Origin of the sequence: Ensifer soli, from assembly GCF_041928815.1 — a bacterium.
In the GTDB taxonomy this organism is placed as follows: domain Bacteria; phylum Pseudomonadota; class Alphaproteobacteria; order Rhizobiales; family Rhizobiaceae; genus JBHFEI01.
The window spans coordinates 1-16,688 of sequence record NZ_JBHFEI010000019.1; the positions used below are offsets into that span (position 1 = coordinate 1).

Below are 16,688 nucleotides of genomic sequence, written 5' to 3' on the forward strand. Positions count from 1 at the left end.
TCAAGAAACTTCAGAGCGAGTTCGTCGGTCGCCAGCAGCGCCGCCGCCCTCGTTGGTGAGCGGGTTATAGTCCTACCCATTCCCAATCGTCAACACCATCCGTCAAAGAAATTTCAAAAATCGCTCAAATCACTGATAATGTTAGATAAATTCAAACTTGGGGGGAACTTCACGGCCTGACACCGACCAAAATCACGCGCGGAAACACTCCCCGCTCATATCCTGGGCAGCTTTCTGGCATGCACCCATTTCAGGCAGCCGTCCGCGGAATTCCTGCGTTTCCGGAGCAGCACCCCGGAAGCCGCGTGTCCGGCTCATTCCGCCGCGAGCGCCGCCCCGGCGGGGACATAGTTGAGGACGGGTCCCAGCCAGCGCTCGACCTCGGCGATCGCCATTCCCTTGCGCGCCGCATAGTCCTCGACCTGATCGCGCTCGACCTTGGCCACGCCGAAATAATACGCCTCCGGTGCGGCGATGTAGAGGCCCGCCACGGAGGATCCCGGCCACATCGCGTAGCTTTCCGTCAGCGACACGCCGATCGACGCGCGCGCATCGAGGAGCGCGAAAAGGGTTTCCTTCTCCGTATGATCGGGCTGGGCCGGATAGCCCGGCGCGGGCCTTATGCCGGCATAGGGTTCGCCGATCAATTCGGCAGGTGCAAACATCTCGTCGGGGGCATAGGCCCACAGCTCCCGGCGCACCGCTTCATGCAGGCGCTCGGCAAAGGCCTCGGCGAACCGGTCGGCCAGAGCCTTGACCAGGATGGCCGCGTAGTCGTCATTGGCGCGCTCGAACCGCTCGGCGATCGCCACCTCCTCGATGCCGGCGGTGACGACGAAGCCGCCGACGTAATCGCGCGTTTCAGACGCCGCCGGCGCGACAAAATCCGCAAGCGCGACGTTCGGCCGCCCGTCGCGCTTGCCCATCTGCTGGCGCAGCGTGAAGAAGGTGGCGCGTTCTTCGTTCCGCGCCTCGTCGGTGAACAGCCTTATGTCGTCGCCGACCGAACCGGCCGGCCAGAAGCCGATCACCGCCTTCGGGCGGAACCACGTCTCCGCCACGATCTTCGCCAGCATCTCCTTGGCGTCGGCAAAGAGCTGGCGGGCGGCCTCGCCCTGCCGCTCGTCGTCGAGGATCTTCGGATAGGTGCCCTTCAGCTCCCAGGTCTGGAAGAAGGGCGTCCAGTCGATGTAGCGGGCGAGATCGGCGAGGTCCCAGTCGTCATAGACCCGCGTTCCGAGGAAGGACGGCGTCTTCGGGCGATAGGCGCTCCAGTCCGGCTGGTAGCGGTTGGCACGCGCCTCGGCGAGCGGCAGGCGGCGCTTCTCCGCCTCGCTGCGCGCATGGGCATCGGCCACCTTGCGATACTCCGCCCGCACCGTCTCGATATAGCCTGCGCGGGCGTCCGGCGACAGGAGGCTCGACACGACGCCGACGGCGCGGCTGGCATCGGTGACATAGACCGCCTGGCCGCGCTCGTAGCGCGGGTGGATCTTGACCGCGGTGTGCACCCGGCTCGTCGTCGCGCCGCCGATGAGGAGGGGAACCTCGAAGCCCTGCCGCTCCAGCTCGGCCGCGACATGGGCCATCTCGTCGAGCGACGGCGTGATCAGGCCGGAAAGGCCTATGATGTCGACATTGCGTTCGCGTGCGACCTCGATGATCCTCGCCGCCGGCACCATGACGCCGAGATCAATGATCTCGTAATTGTTGCAGGCGAGGACGACGCCGACGATGTTCTTGCCGATGTCGTGGACGTCACCCTTGACGGTCGCCATCAGGATTCGGCCTGCCGCCGCGCGGCCTCCTCCCGCCTTTTCCTGCTCCATGTAGGGCAGAAGCACGGAGACGGCCTGCTTCATCACCCGGGCCGACTTGACCACCTGCGGCAGGAACATCCGCCCCGAGCCGAACAGGTCGCCGACAACGTTCATGCCCGCCATCAGCGGCCCTTCGATGACGTGAAGCGGCCGGGCGGCGGCAAGGCGCGCCTCCTCCGTATCGGCCTCGATGAATTCCGTGATGCCGTTGACGAGCGCATGTTCGAGACGCTTTTCGACCGGCCAGCCGCGCCATGCGAGATCCTTCTCCCGCGTCTCGCGGGGGCCGGCGCCGCGGAACCGCCCGGCAATCTCCAGAAGCCGCTCCGTCGCCTCCCGCTTACGGTTGAGCACCACGTCCTCGCAAGCCTCGCGCAGCTCCGGGTCGATCGCATCATAGACGGCAAGCTGACCGGCATTGACGATCCCCATGTCCATGCCGGCCTGGATCGCGTGATAGAGGAAGACCGCGTGCATCGCCTCGCGGACCGGCTCGTTGCCGCGGAAGGAGAAGGAAAGGTTCGAGACCCCGCCGGAGACATGGGCATGCGGCAGGGTCGAGACGATCCTGCGCGTCGCCTCGATGAAATCGACACCGTAATTGTCGTGCTCCTCGATGCCGGTGGCGACCGCGAAGATGTTCGGATCGAAGATGATGTCTTCCGCCGCGAGGCCCGCCACCTCGGTCAGCAGGCGGTAGGCGCGGGTGCAGATCTCCACCTTGCGCGCTTCCGTATCGGCCTGCCCGGCCTCGTCGAAGGCCATGACCACCACCGCCGCTCCATAGGCACGAACTTTGCGCGCCTGCTCGAGGAACGGCCCCTCGCCTTCCTTCAGCGAGATGGAGTTGACCAGCGCCTTGCCCTGAACGCATTGGAGGCCGGCCTCGATCACCTCGAATTTCGAGCTGTCGATCATCACCGGCACCCGGGCGATGTCGGGCTCGGAGGCGACGAGGTTGAGGAAGTCGACCATGGCCTGGCGCGAATCGATCAGGCCCTCGTCCATGTTGATGTCGATGATCTGCGCGCCGTTCGCCACCTGGTCGCGCGCCACATCGAGGGCAGCGGCATAGTCGCCGGAGGTGATCAGCTTGCGGAACTTGGCCGAGCCGGTGACATTGGTCCGCTCGCCGATATTGACGAAGGGGATATCGGCGGAAAGCGTGAAGGGCTCGAGGCCGGAGAGGCGCATATGCGGCGCGACATCGGGCACGGCGCGCGGCGGATATTTGGCGACGGCGTCGGCGATCGCGCGGATATGATCCGGCGTCGAGCCGCAGCAGCCACCGACGATGTTGACGAGGCCGTCGCGGGCAAAGCCCTCGATCTGGTCCGCCATGAACTCCGGGCTTTCGTCATACCGGCCAAAGGCATTCGGCAGGCCGGCATTCGGATAGGCGCAGACGAGCGTGTCGGCGACCGCCGAAAGCTCGGCGAGATGGGGACGCATCGCATCCGCCCCGAGCGCACAGTTGAGCCCGATCGACACCGGCGCCGCATGGCGGACCGAATGCCAGAAGGCCGTCGGCGTCTGGCCGGAGAGGGTACGGCCGGACAGGTCGGTGATCGTGCCCGAGATCATGACCGGCAGGCGGATACCCTTTTCCCCGAACACCTCTTCGGTGGCGAAGATCGCGGCCTTGGCATTCAGCGTGTCGAAGATCGTCTCGATCAGGATGATGTCGGCGCCGCCGTCGATCAGGCCGCGCAGCTGTTCGCCATAGGCGCGGCGCAGGTCGTCGAAGGAGACGGCGCGGTAGCCCGGATTGTTGACGTCCGGCGACATCGAGGCGGTGCGGTTGGTCGGCCCGAGCGCACCGGCGACGAAGCGGCGTCGCCCGTCCCTGTCGGCCGCGCGCCGGGCCGCGCGCCGGGCAAGCCGGGCGCCGTCGCGGTTGAGCTCGTAGACGAAACCCTCCATGCCGTAATCCGCCTGGGCGATCGACGTCGACGAGAAGGTGTTCGTTTCGAGGATGTCGGCGCCGGCGAGCGCATAGCGATAGTGGATCTCCTCGATGGCGGCGGGCTGGGTCAGCGTCAGGAGATCGTTGTTGCCATGCTGGTGGCAGGCGCAGCCATCGAAACGGTCGCCGCGAAAATGGTCCTCGCCGAAGCCGAGGAGCTGGATCTCCGTGCCCATCGCCCCGTCGAGAACCAGGATGCGCTCCCGCGCGGCCGCAGCCAAGTCGGCGAAGACATCGGCGGCCGGCGCGGCCACCCCGTCGAACAGCGTTTCGATGGCGGACACGGGCGCACTCCTGCAACGTCGACACTGATCGATTGATCACATAAACATATCTTTATGTCAACATGCCGGTACTCTGTCCGTCGCCGCGAGCGGGAGGACACTGATCGGCGCTGCGTCAGCCGGAAAAATCCAGCGCGGCAAAATCCTCGCCGAGCCGGTCGCAGAGCATCTCGACCACAAAACGGTGATCCTCGCGCTGGGGCAGGCCGGACACGGTGATCGCGCCGATGCAGCCGGCCGAGGCGACGGTCAACGGAAAGCTGCCGCCATGGGCGGCGTAATCGGCCTCCGGGAGGCCGAACTTGCCGGCAAGCGTGACATTCTGCCGGGCGAGCATCAGGCCGGTCGCATAGCTGCTGCGCAGGAAACGGACGACGCAATTGCGCTTGCGGCGGACCCAGTTGGCATTGTCCGGCGTCGACCCGGGAAGGGCGGCATAGAAGACGGGCGCGGAAAAGAGCGTCACGTCGATCACGATGCCGAGGCCCCTTTCGCGCGCACGGGCGCGGATGTGATTTCCGAGCGCCCATCCCGCATCGAGGTCGAAGGCCTCGAATACCAGTGCCTTTTCCTGCCGTGCGATCGCCTCGAGATCGGCTTCGATCGTCATGGGTCCCTCCCTGCCTGACTGTTCGCCCCTTCGGGCGGATGTCCGCCACAGGACATGATCGCACGATCGAATTCAAGGCGGAAACCGCTGCGGCGAAGGCTTGCGCGGCGGCGGCGCAACCCGCGCCCGTCCTCAACAGGCAGCAAGGGAGATGGGTCCCCTGAAACGATGCCGGGCGCGTATCCCGGCGGTCGTGGGGCAGAAGAGGATTGATCTCGGTACCGCATTCGGCTATCCGGTCAGTGTTTGGTGGGAATGTCCGCGTAGCTCAGCAGGATAGAGCATGCGATTCCTGGTGTAAAAATTGGGGGCTGCGCGCCGAAAGGTCGCAGTCGATCTGCTCAAATTCGGGGAAAGCTTGCCGGACTCCCGGCGTGCCGATCCCGAGCCAAGCACCGGACCCGTCCGGTGAAGGTGTAGAGACTGGATGGGCAGGGCCTAAAGACTTCGGTCCACGGCCAAGGGACAGTCCAGACCACGAACGCTTAAGGCGGCGGCGAAAGCCGAAGTGGTATGAATCGCAGGGTCGGAGGTTCGAATCCTCTCGTGGACACCAAACTTTCTTCAAAACGGCCGGTCATCGGCGCGAATCCGGACCAAAGCGCGCGTGATCCCGTGTGGCGGTCGGGCCTTGCGTGATTGGTTGATCCGTCGCCGGCCTCTGCGATTTCACGGCGTTGAGGGGGAAGAGAAGCGCGATCCCGCATGGCCATGGGCTCTTCCGCCAACAGGCCATCGCCCCACTCCCGCCTCCGCGATCACTTCCAGCAATTTTCATCATTCGATTCATCTAATATGAAGGCTCATGCCCTAGGATCGGCATGTCCACATTCCGAGACACGAGACCGGCATGATGCCGGCCATGGCGATTGCGGCAACGGGGCCTGCCCGATCCACGACGCCGATGGGACACTGGCCTTCGAGGCATTTCCCCGTAGATCCGCCCGCGACACCGCGCCCTGCGCGATCGCATCCTGACCTGGAGTCTCCGTTGACGATCCGTCTCCTGACAGCCGCAACCCTGCTTGCCGCGTCCCTGATCCCCATGCGCGCCGAGGCCCTCGACGCGCCGAAGGGCGAGGTCATCCTCACCGTGACCGCGCCGAAACTCGAACATCCGAACGTCGACGGCACCGCCCAGTTCGACCGCGCCATGCTCGAAGCCCTCGACGGCCGGACGGGCAGGATGGAAACCCCCTGGACGGAAGGGAGCGTCTCCTTTTCCGGTCCGCTGCTGCGCGCGGTCCTCGACGCCGCCGGGGCCCATGGCACGTCGCTGAAGGTGATCGCGCTCAACGACTATGCCGCAGACGTACCGATGGAGGACGCCACCGCCATCGACACGATGCTCGCCACCCGCATGGACGGCGAGCCGATGTCGGTGCGCGACAAGGGGCCGCTCTTCCTGGTCTATCCCTTCGACAAGGATCCGGGCCTGTTCAACGAGAAGTATTTCTCGCGCTCCGTCTGGCAGATCAAGACCATCGAGGTCTCGGAGTGATCCAGGCGGCCCAGCACAATGGCGACATCATCCGCAAGGCCGGCAAGGCGACCGTCCTGCTGCAGAGCTTTTCCATCGCCTTGCTGCTGGGCCTCGTCTTCCTGTTCGTCGACATTTCCTGGAAATACTCCGCGCTGCAGGACGGTATCCGCGAAAACGCGCTTTGGTCGGTCTACCAGCTCGACCGGGAAGCCCGCCGCCTGCATGAGACGCTCCATGTCATGCTCACCGAGGAGGACTTTTCGCCGAGCGAGATCAAGGCGCTCGGCACCCGTTACGACATTCTCTATTCCCGCATGACGATCCTGGAGAAAGGCTCCTTCGACAAGACGTTCCGGCTGGACGCCAGCATCGCCGGCCAGGTCGAGGACATCCGGAAAATCGTCTTCGGCGCGGTCAAGACCTTCGACCGGCTTGCCTCGGGCGACCGCGTGGACCCGGCCGCGCTCGCGGCGGTGGACACGGGCTTCGAGACATTGGTGCAGAACACCGAAAAACTGCTGATCTACACGAACAATACGGTCAGCGTCGAGCGTGCGGAAGCCCGCGACACCGTTCTCGCGCTGCAGGTGAAGTCGGCCTGCCTCGTCGCCCTTCTGGTCTGCTGCGTCGTCGGGCTGATCTTCACGCTGCGGCGCCAGCTCAAATCCGTGCGGCTTGCCGGCCTCAGCCTCGAAAGCGTCTCCCTGCGGCTGAAGGACGCCTATCTGGCGGCGGAGGCGGGAAACCGCGCCAAGTCGCAATTCATGGCGACGATGGGCCACGAGATCCGCACGCCGCTCAACGCCATCCTCGGCACGGCGGAACTGCTCGAGCTTTCGCCCCTCCCCGCCTCGGTCGCCCCCGGTGTCCACACGATCCGCCGCTCCGGGCAGGCGCTCTTGGAAATCATCAATGAAATTCTCGATTTCGCCAAAATCGAGCATGGCAGGCTCGACGTGGAGCTTCGCGCGGTCGACGTGCGACCGGTCGTCTCGGCGACCGTGGAGATCCTCCGCGACCGGGCAACGGAGCATGGCAACCGCATTCTTCTCGACATGCCCGAAACGCTCGCGACGCCGGTGATCCACTCCGATCCCACCCGCCTGCGCCAGGTTCTCCTCAACCTCCTCAGCAATGCGATCAAGTTCACCCATGACGGCGTGGTGACGGTGCGGATCCGGCAACAGGGCACGGGCCCGGAGGCGATGCTGCGCGTCGAGATCGTCGATACCGGGATCGGCATCGACACGGACGGTCTCGGCAGGCTGTTCCAGCCCTTCTCCCAGGTCGATGCCTCGATCAGCCGCAGATATGGCGGCACCGGCCTCGGCCTGACGATCTGCAAGCAGATCGTCGAGGCGCTGGACGGACGCATCGGCGTGACGAGCCGCAAGGGCGAGGGCAGCACCTTCTGGTTCGAAATCCCCGCCCGGCCCGCCGAAGGCGAACTCATCCCTGCAGACACGGCCCAGACGGCCTCCGTCAAGGCGCTTCCCGGTCTCGACATCCTGCTCGTCGAGGACAATCTCGTCAACCAGCAGGTCGCCGCCGGCTTCCTCGCCCATCTCGGACAGACGGTGACGATCGCGGGCGACGGCCTGGAGGCCGTCGAGCTCGCTGCTGCCCGCCGCTTCGATCTCGTCCTGATGGACATGCAGATGCCGAGGCTCGACGGCATCGAGGCGACGCGGCGCATCCGGGCATCTCCCGGTCCGAACCGCGCCGTCCCGATCGTCGCCATGACGGCGAATGCCTCGGACGACGATCGCCGGCTTTGCCAGGAGGCGGGCATGACGGGCTTCCAGTCGAAGCCCGTGACCATGCAGCAGTTGCGCGCCGTCATCGGCGCACTGGATGCCGGCGCGCCGGACCTGCCGGCGGCCGAGGCCGAGCGGGAACCGGTGGACCAGGCCTTCGAACGCCGGCGGGCGGAGATCGTCGACGTGCTGGGCGAGGAGATGTTTTCCGAGCTTCTGACGAGTTTCTTCGACGACGCGGATGCGCTGTTCTCGCAATTGCGGTCCGCGCTCGCCACCGACGACCGGAGCGGCACCGATCGCCTGCTGCACAGCCTGAAGGGCGCGGCGAGCAGCGTCGGCCTGCAGGAGGTCGCCGACCGATCGCAGTCCCTGCGCCACGCCTCGCTTTCCGCGCCGGCCCTCGACGCGCTTCACGATACAGTCACACGCTACAAGCAGCGCCTCGCTGCATAGGAAGGCACCGGATGCGTATTCTCCTCGTCGACGACAACAAGACGAACCTCACCTTCCTGACGAAACTGGTCGAGAAGCTCCCCGGCTGCACGGCGCTCGCCTTCACGCAGCCGGAGGACGTCCTGGCGCAGGCGCCCGGCCTGGCCTTCGACGTGGCGATCATCGACTTCCAGATGCCGGTCTACACCGGGATCGAGCTTCTGACCGAACTGGTCCGCTTCGAGAAATATCGCGACAAGCCGGTCGTCATCGTCACCGCCGATACCGACACGGCGACCCGCATGGCCGCGCTGAATGCCGGAGCCATCGATTTCCTGACCAAGCCGGTCAATCCCCTGGAATTCCAGGCACGCGTCAGGAACCTCGTCGCGCTCGTCGACGCACGCAACAAGCTCGCCGACAAGGCCGAGTGGCTGCGTGTCGAGGTCGAGAAGGCGGTCGTCGAACTGCGCGCTCGCGAGGAGGAAATCATCGAACGGCTGACGATCGCGGCGAGCTACAAGGATCTGGACACGGCCCGCCACACCCGCCGCGTCGGCCTCTACTCCGAGGCGATCGCCCGCGCCTACGGGCTGGATCCCTGCCAGTGTTCGGACATCCGCCTCGCCTCGCCGATGCACGACATCGGCAAGGTGGCGATCCCGGACGCGATCCTGCTGAAGAGCGGCAAGTTCACCGAGCAGGAATTCGCCGCGATGCAGAAGCACACGATCGTCGGCTGCGACATCCTGAAGGAATCGAAATCGAGCCTTCTGCAGCTTGCGGCCGAAATCGCCGGAAGCCATCACGAGCGCTGGGACGGGCAGGGCTATCCCTTCCGGCTGGCAGGCGCCGCGATCCCGCTGTCCGGCCGCATCGTCGCGATCGCCGACAATTTCGACGCGCTGACGACGGCGCGCCCCTACAAGGAGGCCTGGAGCGTCGAGCGCACCGTGCAGCACATCCGCGACAAGGCCGGCAGCCAGTTCGACCCGTCCTGCGTCGCCGCCTTCGACACGGCGCTTCCCGATCTCCTGGCGATCATGGCCGAAGACCGGCGTCGCGGCGAGGATCTGGCCATCCGGTCCTGCGACATGGTGCCCGGCGAGACCTCCGCCCCGGCGGAGCATGCGCGCGACGGCGGTGCTACCGGCGACAGCGCGACCGGGCGGGCGGCGGCCTGACGGGAGGCGCCCGCGCCCGCCTCCGCCCTCATCCGCGCTGTGCGAGCCCCCGAGACGGGGGGCTCAGGCGGCCCGGCGCTGCGCCTCGCTGCCGTTCGGCTCGCGGATGCGGGCGCGTCGGTTGAGCTTGAAGCGGCCGACCAGTTCGTTCAGGTCATCGGAATTGTCGGCAAGCGACTGGCTGACGGCGGAGGTTTCCTCGACCATCGCCGCATTCTGCTGCGTCATCTGGTCGATCGCATTGACGGCGGTGCTGATCTCGGAAAGTCCGGTCGACTGTTCGCGCGAGGCCATGGCGATCGCATCGATCTTCGTGTCGATCTGCGAGACGAAGTCCTCGATCCGGCGCAGCGCCGAGCCGGTCTCGCCGACGAGCCTGACGCCGGTGCCGACCTCGGTCGACGCCTTGTCGATCAGGCTGCTGATTTCGCTCGCCGCCCGCGCCGAGCGCTGCGCCAGTTCGCGAACCTCCTGCGCGACCACGGCGAACCCCTTGCCGGCATCGCCCGCGCGCGCCGCCTCGACGCCGGCATTCAACGCCAGCAGGTTGGTCTGGAAAGCGATGCCGTCGATGACGCCGATGATCGAGGCGATCTCGCGCGAGCCGGTCTCGATCCGGGTCATCGCGTCGATCGCATCGCGCACCACGTCGCTCGACGTGGTGGCACAGGTGCGGGCTTCCTTGACGAGGGCGCGGGTCTCTCCGGTATGGTCGACCGAGGCGCGCACCGTCGCGGTGACCTCCTCCAGCGCGGCGGCGGTCTGTTCGAGAGCGGCCGCCTGCTGCTCGGTGCGCTTCGACAGGCTGTCCGCCGCAGCGCGCATCTCGCGCGAATTGCCGGCGACCAGCGCCGTCTTTGCCAGCACGTTCTCGAGCGTGCTCTGGAAGGTGGCGATCGACTGGTTGAAGTCGTGCCGCAGCTGTTCGAACTGCGCCGCGAAGGGCGTGTCGATCGTCATGCGGATGTTGCATTCGGAGAGCCGCTTCAGGCCGGCACCGAGCGTTTCGACGACCTCCTGCAGGTCGGCTGCCGCCTGCGCGTTCAGCCGCTCGCGGCCGACCCGCTCCGCCTCGGATGTCCGCCGGCCCTCCTCCATCTCCTCGCGCAGGCGCTGGCGCTCCATCGCCGCGAGGCGGAAGACGTCGACCGACTGCGCCATGCTGCCGATCTCGTCGGCCCGCGCCGTCATCGGTACGTCCTGGCTGTAGTCGCCCTTCGACAGGAGGCGCATATAGTCGCTGATGCGGCCGAGCGGCAGGATCGCACGCCGGCGCAGGAACCAGAGGCCGGCGAGGAACAGCAGCACGGACACGGCGCTGCCGGCCATCGCCCAGGATTCCAGCCAGCGATCCCTCCCTTCCGCCTCGGCCTGCGTCCGAGCAAGATGCGCGTTCGAGCGCTGGACCAGATCGACGACGGCCGCCTCGTGCGCATGGAAATCGTCCTTGAGACTGTCCAGCGCATCGTGCAGCGCCTTGCTGTCGCCGGCCGCCGCGGCCGTCAGGTAACGGTGCTCGATATTGGCCCAGAACGTATCCGCCTTCGCCACCACGTCGTTGTCCAGGAAGGTCTTGAGATCATCCGGCAGCGCCGAGGCATCCCAGAAGGCCCGCCTTTCCTCATAGCTCTTTTTCAGCGCGAGGATGCGGGCGGTGTTCGCCTGCAGCAGTTCGTCGTGGATCGCCGCCTCGCTGGCAAGGCTGTAGCTTTCGACGAGGAAGAGCGGGGGCGGCATGATGTCGGCGATCAGGTCCTTGCCGTCGACGATGCGGGAAAACACCGGGCCACCGACCTTCAGTTCCCGCAGCGCCATCTGCTGCAGTCCGATACCGAGGGCGAGCCCGCCGGTCACGACACACCCGAAAACAACCAGAATCTTCGAAATCCTGAGACCGCGCACGCCTTCCCCCCGCTTCTGTCGAATGCCGGGTTCGGGCAACATCATGCCGTGTCCGGATATCGCTAAACATGGGAGACCTTCGCTGACAATTCCTTAACCGAAAGCGGCGCGCGACCACTATATTCGAAAAGAATGATGAACCTCAGCGACCTGCGGTTCATGCACGGTTCGGCCTATATCCTGAAAGTCGTGACGGATCGCCGCGCGGCGACGGCGCGCTAGAGCATTTCCGGTGATCACGGGATCACCTTCAATGCTCTCAGTCGTTCTTCTTGTCGCATTCTCCGGCGCCGAAGCGATCACGCTTCGGCTGGAAATGCTCTAGACCTTCGGCTTGACGGCGCGGCTGCGCGGCTTCGGCGCAGCCGGCTCCTTCGGGGCCGCAGGCTTGCGGGGAGCACGCGGTTTCACCGGCTTTTCCGCCAGAGCCGTGTCGTCGGCGATCGGGCCGGCGGATGCGGGGGGCATTTCCTCCCCGGCGATGTCTGCGGGTTCGACGGTCAACGCCTGCTCGGCCGCGCCTTCGAGTTCTTCGCGCTCGCGAAGGGCCTGGTTCCAATGGTCCTGATCGCGACCATCCGGACGGCCGTTCTCCTCCCAGATCTGGTACGCCCGCCGGTTGATCCAGTCCAGTCGCTCGTTGCTCATGATACCCCACCCCGCTCCAGGTTCAAAACATCGATCAGACAAGCGCATCGTGCCCTTGCGCGGCGGCCCTTGTCAAACGGACGTCCAGGCATTGACGTTGAAATTCGCTTCCCGGGCGGCATCGGTAAAGGCCGCGCGCGCCTTGCTCGGCGGAAGATCGCCCGCCAGAACCTTTTCGCAGATGCGAAGAGCATCATCAAGGGCCGCGCCTTCGGAAAGCGGCCAGTGATTCGTCAGGCAGAGCGCCGCGTCCCGCGTGCTTTGCACCCGGATCACGCGGCTGTCCGCCTCCAGAATGACGGGTTCGCCCCAGAGGCGGTCGGTGGTGAGGTCCGTCATCGGCGCGCTCCGGCCGCATAGGGTCGTCGGGAGACGTCCTGCGGCGCCTCCGGCAACCGCGCGGAGACCGAGGGGTCGACGGCGGCAATGTCTGCGAGCGCAATGATGCCGGCGATCCGCCGCTCGGCGTTCATCACCACGAGTCGGCGCAGCTGCAGCGACAGCATCTTCTCCACAACCGCCTGAACCGTGTCGGTCTCGTCGCAGGTTTCCGCGCAGACAGTCATGAATTCATAGATCGCCGTCGTGGTGGGCAGGCCTTTCGCGGTGATGGCGGCCATGATGTCGCGGTCTGTCACAATGCCGACGACCGTGCCGACACCGGGCGTTTCGACCGGGAGGACGCCGACATTCGCGGCGGCCATCAGGCGGGCGGCCGACTGGGCCGAGTCCGTGGGGGAAATGCTGTAGACCTGCGCCGACATCAGGTCGCTGACCAGCAGATCCGTCCCACTCACGGGCGGCCCTCGGCCAGACTGCGGCCGTTGATCGACGCCGGAACCGCGATTTCCTCGAGCGGCGTCTTTTTCAGGGGAAGATCCACCTGATGCGGCGCCATCACCTGCGGCTCGAAGGCATTGCGGCGTTTCGGCGAGGAAAGGGTGGATGCCAGTTTTCGTCCCGGCAGGAGGCGCGCCAGTTCCGCGCGCCAGGTCGATTTGCGTGCCATGTCTCTCTCCTTGTTTCCGGCCCGCGATGGCGGCAGGCAAGCTGCACGCATCGGGGGTCTCACAGGCGGGGGCATCCGCTCCAACGCGGCAACCATAGCATGGTTCCGCGGAAATTGCGAAAATCGCGGCGCCGGGCGGAACCCGCCCGATCCGTCTCCGTTAGAACTGCGATGGATCCGAAGACCGGAGAAGCGGAATGGCGTTGGGCAGGGTGGTTCTGGTGACAGGGGCGGGATCCGGCATCGGCCGGGCATCGGCGCTCGATTTTGCCTCGCGCGGCGATGCGGTCGCGCTGATCAGCCGCAGCCCCGACGAGATCACGGAGACCGCCCGCCTGATCGAGGAGAAAGGCGGGAAGGCTCTGCCGCTGGTCGCCGACATTTCCGAGGAAGCCGGAATGCGCCGGGCCGTGGAGCGGGTGGTGGCCGACTTCGGCGGGCTCGATGTCGTCGTCGCCAATGCCGGCATCAACGGGGTCTGGGCCCCGATCGACGAGTTGAAGCCCGACGAATGGGACAGGACGATCGCGGTCAACCTGCGCGGAACCTACCTGACCCTGCACCTCACCATCCCCCATCTGCGCCGTGCCGAGGCGCCGGCGATCGTGGTCGTCACCTCGATCAACGGCACGCGCACCTTCACCTCGGCCGGCGCGACCGCCTATTCCGCCACCAAGGCGGCGCAGCTCGCCCTCGTCCAGCAGCTCGCCCTCGAACTCGGCCGTGACCGGATCCGGATCAACGCCGTCTGTCCGGGCGCGATCGAGACCAGGATCGAGGACAATACGGACCGCCGTAACACCGGGAAATCGGGCATTCCGGTCGTCTGGCCGGAAGGCGAGATCCCTCTGACCGGCGGCGTGCCCGGAACGGCCGAGGACGTGGCGGAGGCGATCACCTTCCTGTGCTCGGCCGCCGCCCGGCATATCACCGGAACCCCGGTGTTCATCGACGGCGGCCAGAGCCTGTTGCGGTAACGAAACAAGGAGAAGAGCCATGCCCCAGGGCGACAAGAGTGCCTATACCGACAAGCAGAAGCGTAAGGCGGCGCATATCGCCGAGAGCTACGAGGACCGCGGCGTCCCGGAACAGGAAGCGGAGCGCCGCGCCTGGGCCACCGTCAACGATCGGGACGGCGGCGGCAAGAAATCCGGCAGCGGCCGCAAGACACCGTCGAAGTGAACCTTGCCGGCATGAGGCGACCGGCGTCCCGCCGGCGGACATCCGCCGCGTCGCTCCGACGCCGAGCCGGTGCCGTTCCGGCGTCGGTGCTGTGGGAAAGGCGGACGCGCATGTCGCATGTGACCGTGTTCTGCCGGAGGTCGCGTCAGAGGCCGCAGGCGGCGTGATACGAGGCGAGGCTCTGCGTCACGCGCCAGACGAGGAGGGCGTCCGGATCGAGCGGCCTGTCCGCGAAATGCGCCGCGGCAGGCAGGTGTTGCCAGAACAGCGGCAGGGGCACGACCTGGCCAGAAAGCGCCTCCACTAGCCGCCGCGTCGCAGCCTGCGCCTCGGGCGCGGCCCAGTAGTAGCGGATGCGGTCGGACAGGGAATAATGCCGCAGAAGCCGCTCCTCCGCCGCCGTCCCGTGGTAGTGGCGGCGCCAGTGCCCCGGTTCGGCGCGCATCAGCATCTCCATCGCGCGATGGAGCGGCCGGTCCCCATAGCCGTCGAGAAGGTCCGAGGCGATCAGGTCGAGGGCGTAGAGCGCCTCGCGCAGCACGAAGGTCAGTTCGGGACCAACCTTCAGGATCGGAAAACCGTCCTCGACAAGCGCCGCCAGCGGCACCGTTCCCTGATAGTCGGTGGAATGGGCCTCGAAGACGAATTGCGGCTCGTCGGCGAGAACGCCCGTAAGCGGCGTGATCTTCGAGCGATCGTAGAGGATGACGTTGTGATTGCCGAATTCGACGCCCGGCTGCACGACGAGGCCGATCGCCCGGGCGAAGGCGTCGGAAAGGCCGGCCTCGGCGAAGACGCGGCGATGCACGGCGATCGTGCGGCGCGCGGCGTCTGCCCCGGTCGGCTCGATCGCCGTCAGCGCATGGTCGGCGCCGCCGGGCGGCGGCACCTCGGTGCCGATCACATAGACCGGCAGGGCGCCGCCGGCCTTGCGGGCACTCGCCTCCGCGACCGCCGCGAGCCGCGCCGCGCGGGCCGCCGTCGTCTCGTCGTCGAGGGCGTCCGGTTCGCCCTGGCAGCCCATCGAAGCGTCGAGATGGATCTTGCGGAAGCCCGCCTCGACATAGGCCGCCATCATCGTCTCAGCCTCCGCCATCGCCTCCCCGGCCGGGCGATCCCGCCAGGGATTGGGGCCGAGGTGATCGCCGCCGAGCACGATGAGATCAGCCGGGCAGCCTTCTTCCTCGGCGAGCCGGAACACCAGCGCGGCGAAATCCGCCGGCCTCATGCCGGTGTAGCCGCCCTGGTGATTGACCTGGTTGCAGGTTGCCTCGATCAGGACCGTGCTGCCTTGCGCGGCGCCGTGGCGGAGTGCCGCCCGCAGGACCAGCGGATGGGCGGAGCAGACGGAGGTGATGCCTTTCGGCGTGCCCTTGCGCTTCATGAGGGCGAGATCGGCGAGCTGGACCGGCATCAGGCGCGCCTTTCCGTCGAGGCGATGAAGGCATCGAGTTCGGCGCGGGTGCCGGCGCCCTCCATCGGGCCGACACGGGTGACGTTGCGGGCGCCGGCGGCCGAGGCATAGGCGAGCGCCTGCTCCGGCGGCAGGCCGAGGCGGCGGCAGGCGACATAGGCGCCGCCGAAACAGTCGCCGGCCCCCGTCGGATCGCGCTCCTCGACGACGAAGGCCGGCGCCTCGATGCGCGATCCGTCACGACCGAAACAGGTGGCGCCGGCGGCACCGCGCTTCAGCACGATTTCCCCGACGCCGCGCCGAAACAGGCTGGCGATCGCCGCCGCCTCGCCGTCGACGCCGGCGGCGCGCTCGAGTTCCTCGCCCGAGGGCAGGAGCAGGTCGGCCGACGACACGAGCGCCTCGAAGCGGCGCTCGGTCGCGGCATCGAGCACCAGTTCCTTGCGCAGATTCGGGTCGACGGACAGCGTGCCGCCGCGTGCCTTGATGATGTCGACGGCGCGGTCGATCACCGCGACGGCGCTCTTCATCGAGAGCGCCGTGCCCATGACGTGCAGATGGCCGGCGCGCGCCACAAGCGCCTCGACCTCCGCACTCCAGCCGAAGCGCGCCGCCGCCGAGGTGGCGATGTTGTAGACGAAGTCGCGCGCGCCGTCGGCGCGATAGCGAACGAAGGCGCTGCCGGTCGGAAATTCGGGATCGGTTGCGATGGCCGAAACGTCGACGCCGTCGCGCATCAGGCGATCAAGGTTGACCCGGCCGAAATCGTCCCTGCCGACCGCGCCCACCATCGCCGCCTGCCCGCCGATGCGGCCGCATTGCGAAATGAAGATCGCCGGCGCCCCGCTCGGATACGGCCCGACCAGCGGCTGCGCCGCGAGGAAACCGTCGCCGACGGTCGTCGCGACGATCTCGACCAGGATCTCCCCGACGCACACCGTCGGCCCGAGCGCGTCCGGCGCCAATACGTCCACCATTCTGTCCCTCCTCCCTC

Annotated in this window: 14 protein-coding genes and 1 pseudogene; 6 read left to right on the forward strand and 9 right to left on the reverse strand. The window is 66.8% G+C overall.

All coding sequences use genetic code 11. The features are described from left to right. On the forward strand, positions 1-180 hold a 180-nt coding region (locus ACEVQ6_RS20720), incomplete at its 5' end, for a hypothetical protein (protein ID WP_374890952.1). Positions 181-314: 134 nt separating this feature from the next. Here the strand turns inward: ACEVQ6_RS20720 and metH are convergent. Together metH and ACEVQ6_RS20730 are read right to left on the reverse strand one after the other, a co-directional pair. After that, positions 315-4,070, reverse strand: a complete 3,756-nt coding sequence (metH, locus tag ACEVQ6_RS20725) for a methionine synthase (protein ID WP_374890953.1) — start codon at positions 4,068-4,070, stop codon at positions 315-317. A gap of 115 nt (positions 4,071-4,185) precedes the next feature. Further along, the gene (locus ACEVQ6_RS20730) at positions 4,186-4,680 is read right to left on the reverse strand and encodes a heme-degrading domain-containing protein (protein ID WP_374890954.1); all 495 of its coding nucleotides are present in this window, start codon (positions 4,678-4,680) and stop codon (positions 4,186-4,188) included. Positions 4,681-5,671: 991 nt separating this feature from the next. On the opposite strand from ACEVQ6_RS20730, the gene ACEVQ6_RS20735 reads away from it, so the two are divergent. From ACEVQ6_RS20735 to ACEVQ6_RS20745, 3 genes are read left to right on the forward strand one after another with little or no spacing between them, the layout of a single operon-like run. Further along, a complete protein-coding gene (locus tag ACEVQ6_RS20735; protein WP_374890955.1) occupies positions 5,672-6,181 on the forward strand; it encodes a molybdopterin-dependent oxidoreductase in 510 nt (169 codons plus the stop codon). Next, entirely contained in the window at positions 6,178-8,376 is a 2,199-nt protein-coding gene (locus ACEVQ6_RS20740) for an ATP-binding protein (protein WP_374890956.1), read from the forward strand. The genes ACEVQ6_RS20735 and ACEVQ6_RS20740 overlap by 4 nt, the downstream gene beginning before the upstream one ends. Positions 8,377-8,387: 11 nt before the next feature. After that, the gene (locus ACEVQ6_RS20745; RefSeq protein WP_374890957.1) at positions 8,388-9,539 is read left to right on the forward strand and encodes an HD domain-containing phosphohydrolase; all 1,152 of its coding nucleotides are present in this window, start codon (positions 8,388-8,390) and stop codon (positions 9,537-9,539) included. 63 nt (positions 9,540-9,602) lie between these two features. Here the strand turns inward: ACEVQ6_RS20745 and ACEVQ6_RS20750 are convergent, their stop codons facing one another. From ACEVQ6_RS20750 to ACEVQ6_RS20770, 5 genes are all read right to left on the reverse strand, one after another. Next, the gene (locus ACEVQ6_RS20750) at positions 9,603-11,483 is read right to left on the reverse strand and encodes a methyl-accepting chemotaxis protein (protein WP_454952513.1); all 1,881 of its coding nucleotides are present in this window, start codon (positions 11,481-11,483) and stop codon (positions 9,603-9,605) included. Between the two features lie 279 nt (positions 11,484-11,762). Then, on the reverse strand, positions 11,763-12,089 hold the full coding sequence (locus ACEVQ6_RS20755) for a DUF2934 domain-containing protein (protein WP_374890959.1): 327 nt from the start codon (positions 12,087-12,089) through the stop codon (positions 11,763-11,765). Positions 12,090-12,161: 72 nt separating this feature from the next. After that, on the reverse strand, positions 12,162-12,428 hold the full coding sequence (locus ACEVQ6_RS20760) for a DUF982 domain-containing protein (protein ID WP_374890960.1): 267 nt from the start codon (positions 12,426-12,428) through the stop codon (positions 12,162-12,164). Beyond that, complete coding sequence (locus ACEVQ6_RS20765; protein ID WP_374890961.1) at positions 12,425-12,853, reverse strand: CBS domain-containing protein; 429 nt, start codon at positions 12,851-12,853, stop codon at positions 12,425-12,427. Before ACEVQ6_RS20765 ends, ACEVQ6_RS20760 begins: the two co-directional genes overlap by 4 nt. Before the next feature lie 29 nt (positions 12,854-12,882). Then, positions 12,883-13,098, reverse strand: a complete 216-nt coding sequence (locus tag ACEVQ6_RS20770; RefSeq protein ID WP_374890962.1) for a hypothetical protein — start codon at positions 13,096-13,098, stop codon at positions 12,883-12,885. A gap of 197 nt (positions 13,099-13,295) precedes the next feature. On the opposite strand from ACEVQ6_RS20770, the gene ACEVQ6_RS20775 reads away from it, so the two are divergent. Together ACEVQ6_RS20775 and ACEVQ6_RS20780 are read left to right on the forward strand one after the other, a co-directional pair. Then, entirely contained in the window at positions 13,296-14,075 is a 780-nt protein-coding gene (locus tag ACEVQ6_RS20775; protein ID WP_374890963.1) for an SDR family oxidoreductase, read from the forward strand. Positions 14,076-14,094: 19 nt separating this feature from the next. Beyond that, positions 14,095-14,262 (forward strand): annotated as a pseudogene (locus ACEVQ6_RS20780) (plasmid stabilization protein); the annotation flags it as partial. Positions 14,263-14,425: 163 nt separating this feature from the next. On the opposite strand, the gene ACEVQ6_RS20785 reads toward ACEVQ6_RS20780, so the two are convergent. Next, positions 14,426-15,694 (reverse strand): D-tagatose-bisphosphate aldolase, class II, non-catalytic subunit, encoded by a 1,269-nt coding sequence (locus tag ACEVQ6_RS20785; RefSeq protein WP_374890964.1) that lies wholly within the window; start codon positions 15,692-15,694, stop codon positions 14,426-14,428. Then, positions 15,694-16,671: a tagatose kinase gene (locus tag ACEVQ6_RS20790; RefSeq protein ID WP_374890965.1), complete on the reverse strand. Its 978-nt coding sequence runs from the start codon at positions 16,669-16,671 to the stop codon at positions 15,694-15,696. Before ACEVQ6_RS20790 ends, ACEVQ6_RS20785 begins: the two co-directional genes overlap by 1 nt. Positions 16,672-16,688 lie beyond the last annotated feature (17 nt).

Excerpts from the sequence above, each read along its gene's own strand:
- ACEVQ6_RS20730 (WP_374890954.1), bottom strand. The coding sequence starts at position 4,680 with ATGACGATCGAAGCCGATCTCGAGGCGATCGCACGGCAGGAAAAGGCA.
- ACEVQ6_RS20745 (WP_374890957.1), top strand. The coding sequence starts at position 8,388 with ATGCGTATTCTCCTCGTCGACGACAACAAGACGAACCTCACCTTCCTG.
- ACEVQ6_RS20750 (WP_454952513.1), bottom strand. The coding sequence starts at position 11,483 with ATGTTGCCCGAACCCGGCATTCGACAGAAGCGGGGGGAAGGCGTGCGC.
- ACEVQ6_RS20755 (WP_374890959.1), bottom strand. The coding sequence starts at position 12,089 with ATGAGCAACGAGCGACTGGACTGGATCAACCGGCGGGCGTACCAGATC.
- ACEVQ6_RS20760 (WP_374890960.1), bottom strand. The coding sequence starts at position 12,428 with ATGACGGACCTCACCACCGACCGCCTCTGGGGCGAACCCGTCATTCTG.
- ACEVQ6_RS20765 (WP_374890961.1), bottom strand. The coding sequence starts at position 12,853 with ATGTCGGCGCAGGTCTACAGCATTTCCCCCACGGACTCGGCCCAGTCG.
- ACEVQ6_RS20770 (WP_374890962.1), bottom strand. The coding sequence starts at position 13,098 with ATGGCACGCAAATCGACCTGGCGCGCGGAACTGGCGCGCCTCCTGCCG.
- ACEVQ6_RS20775 (WP_374890963.1), top strand. The coding sequence starts at position 13,296 with ATGGCGTTGGGCAGGGTGGTTCTGGTGACAGGGGCGGGATCCGGCATC.
- ACEVQ6_RS20785 (WP_374890964.1), bottom strand. The coding sequence starts at position 15,694 with ATGCCGGTCCAGCTCGCCGATCTCGCCCTCATGAAGCGCAAGGGCACG.
- ACEVQ6_RS20790 (WP_374890965.1), bottom strand. The coding sequence starts at position 16,671 with ATGGTGGACGTATTGGCGCCGGACGCGCTCGGGCCGACGGTGTGCGTC.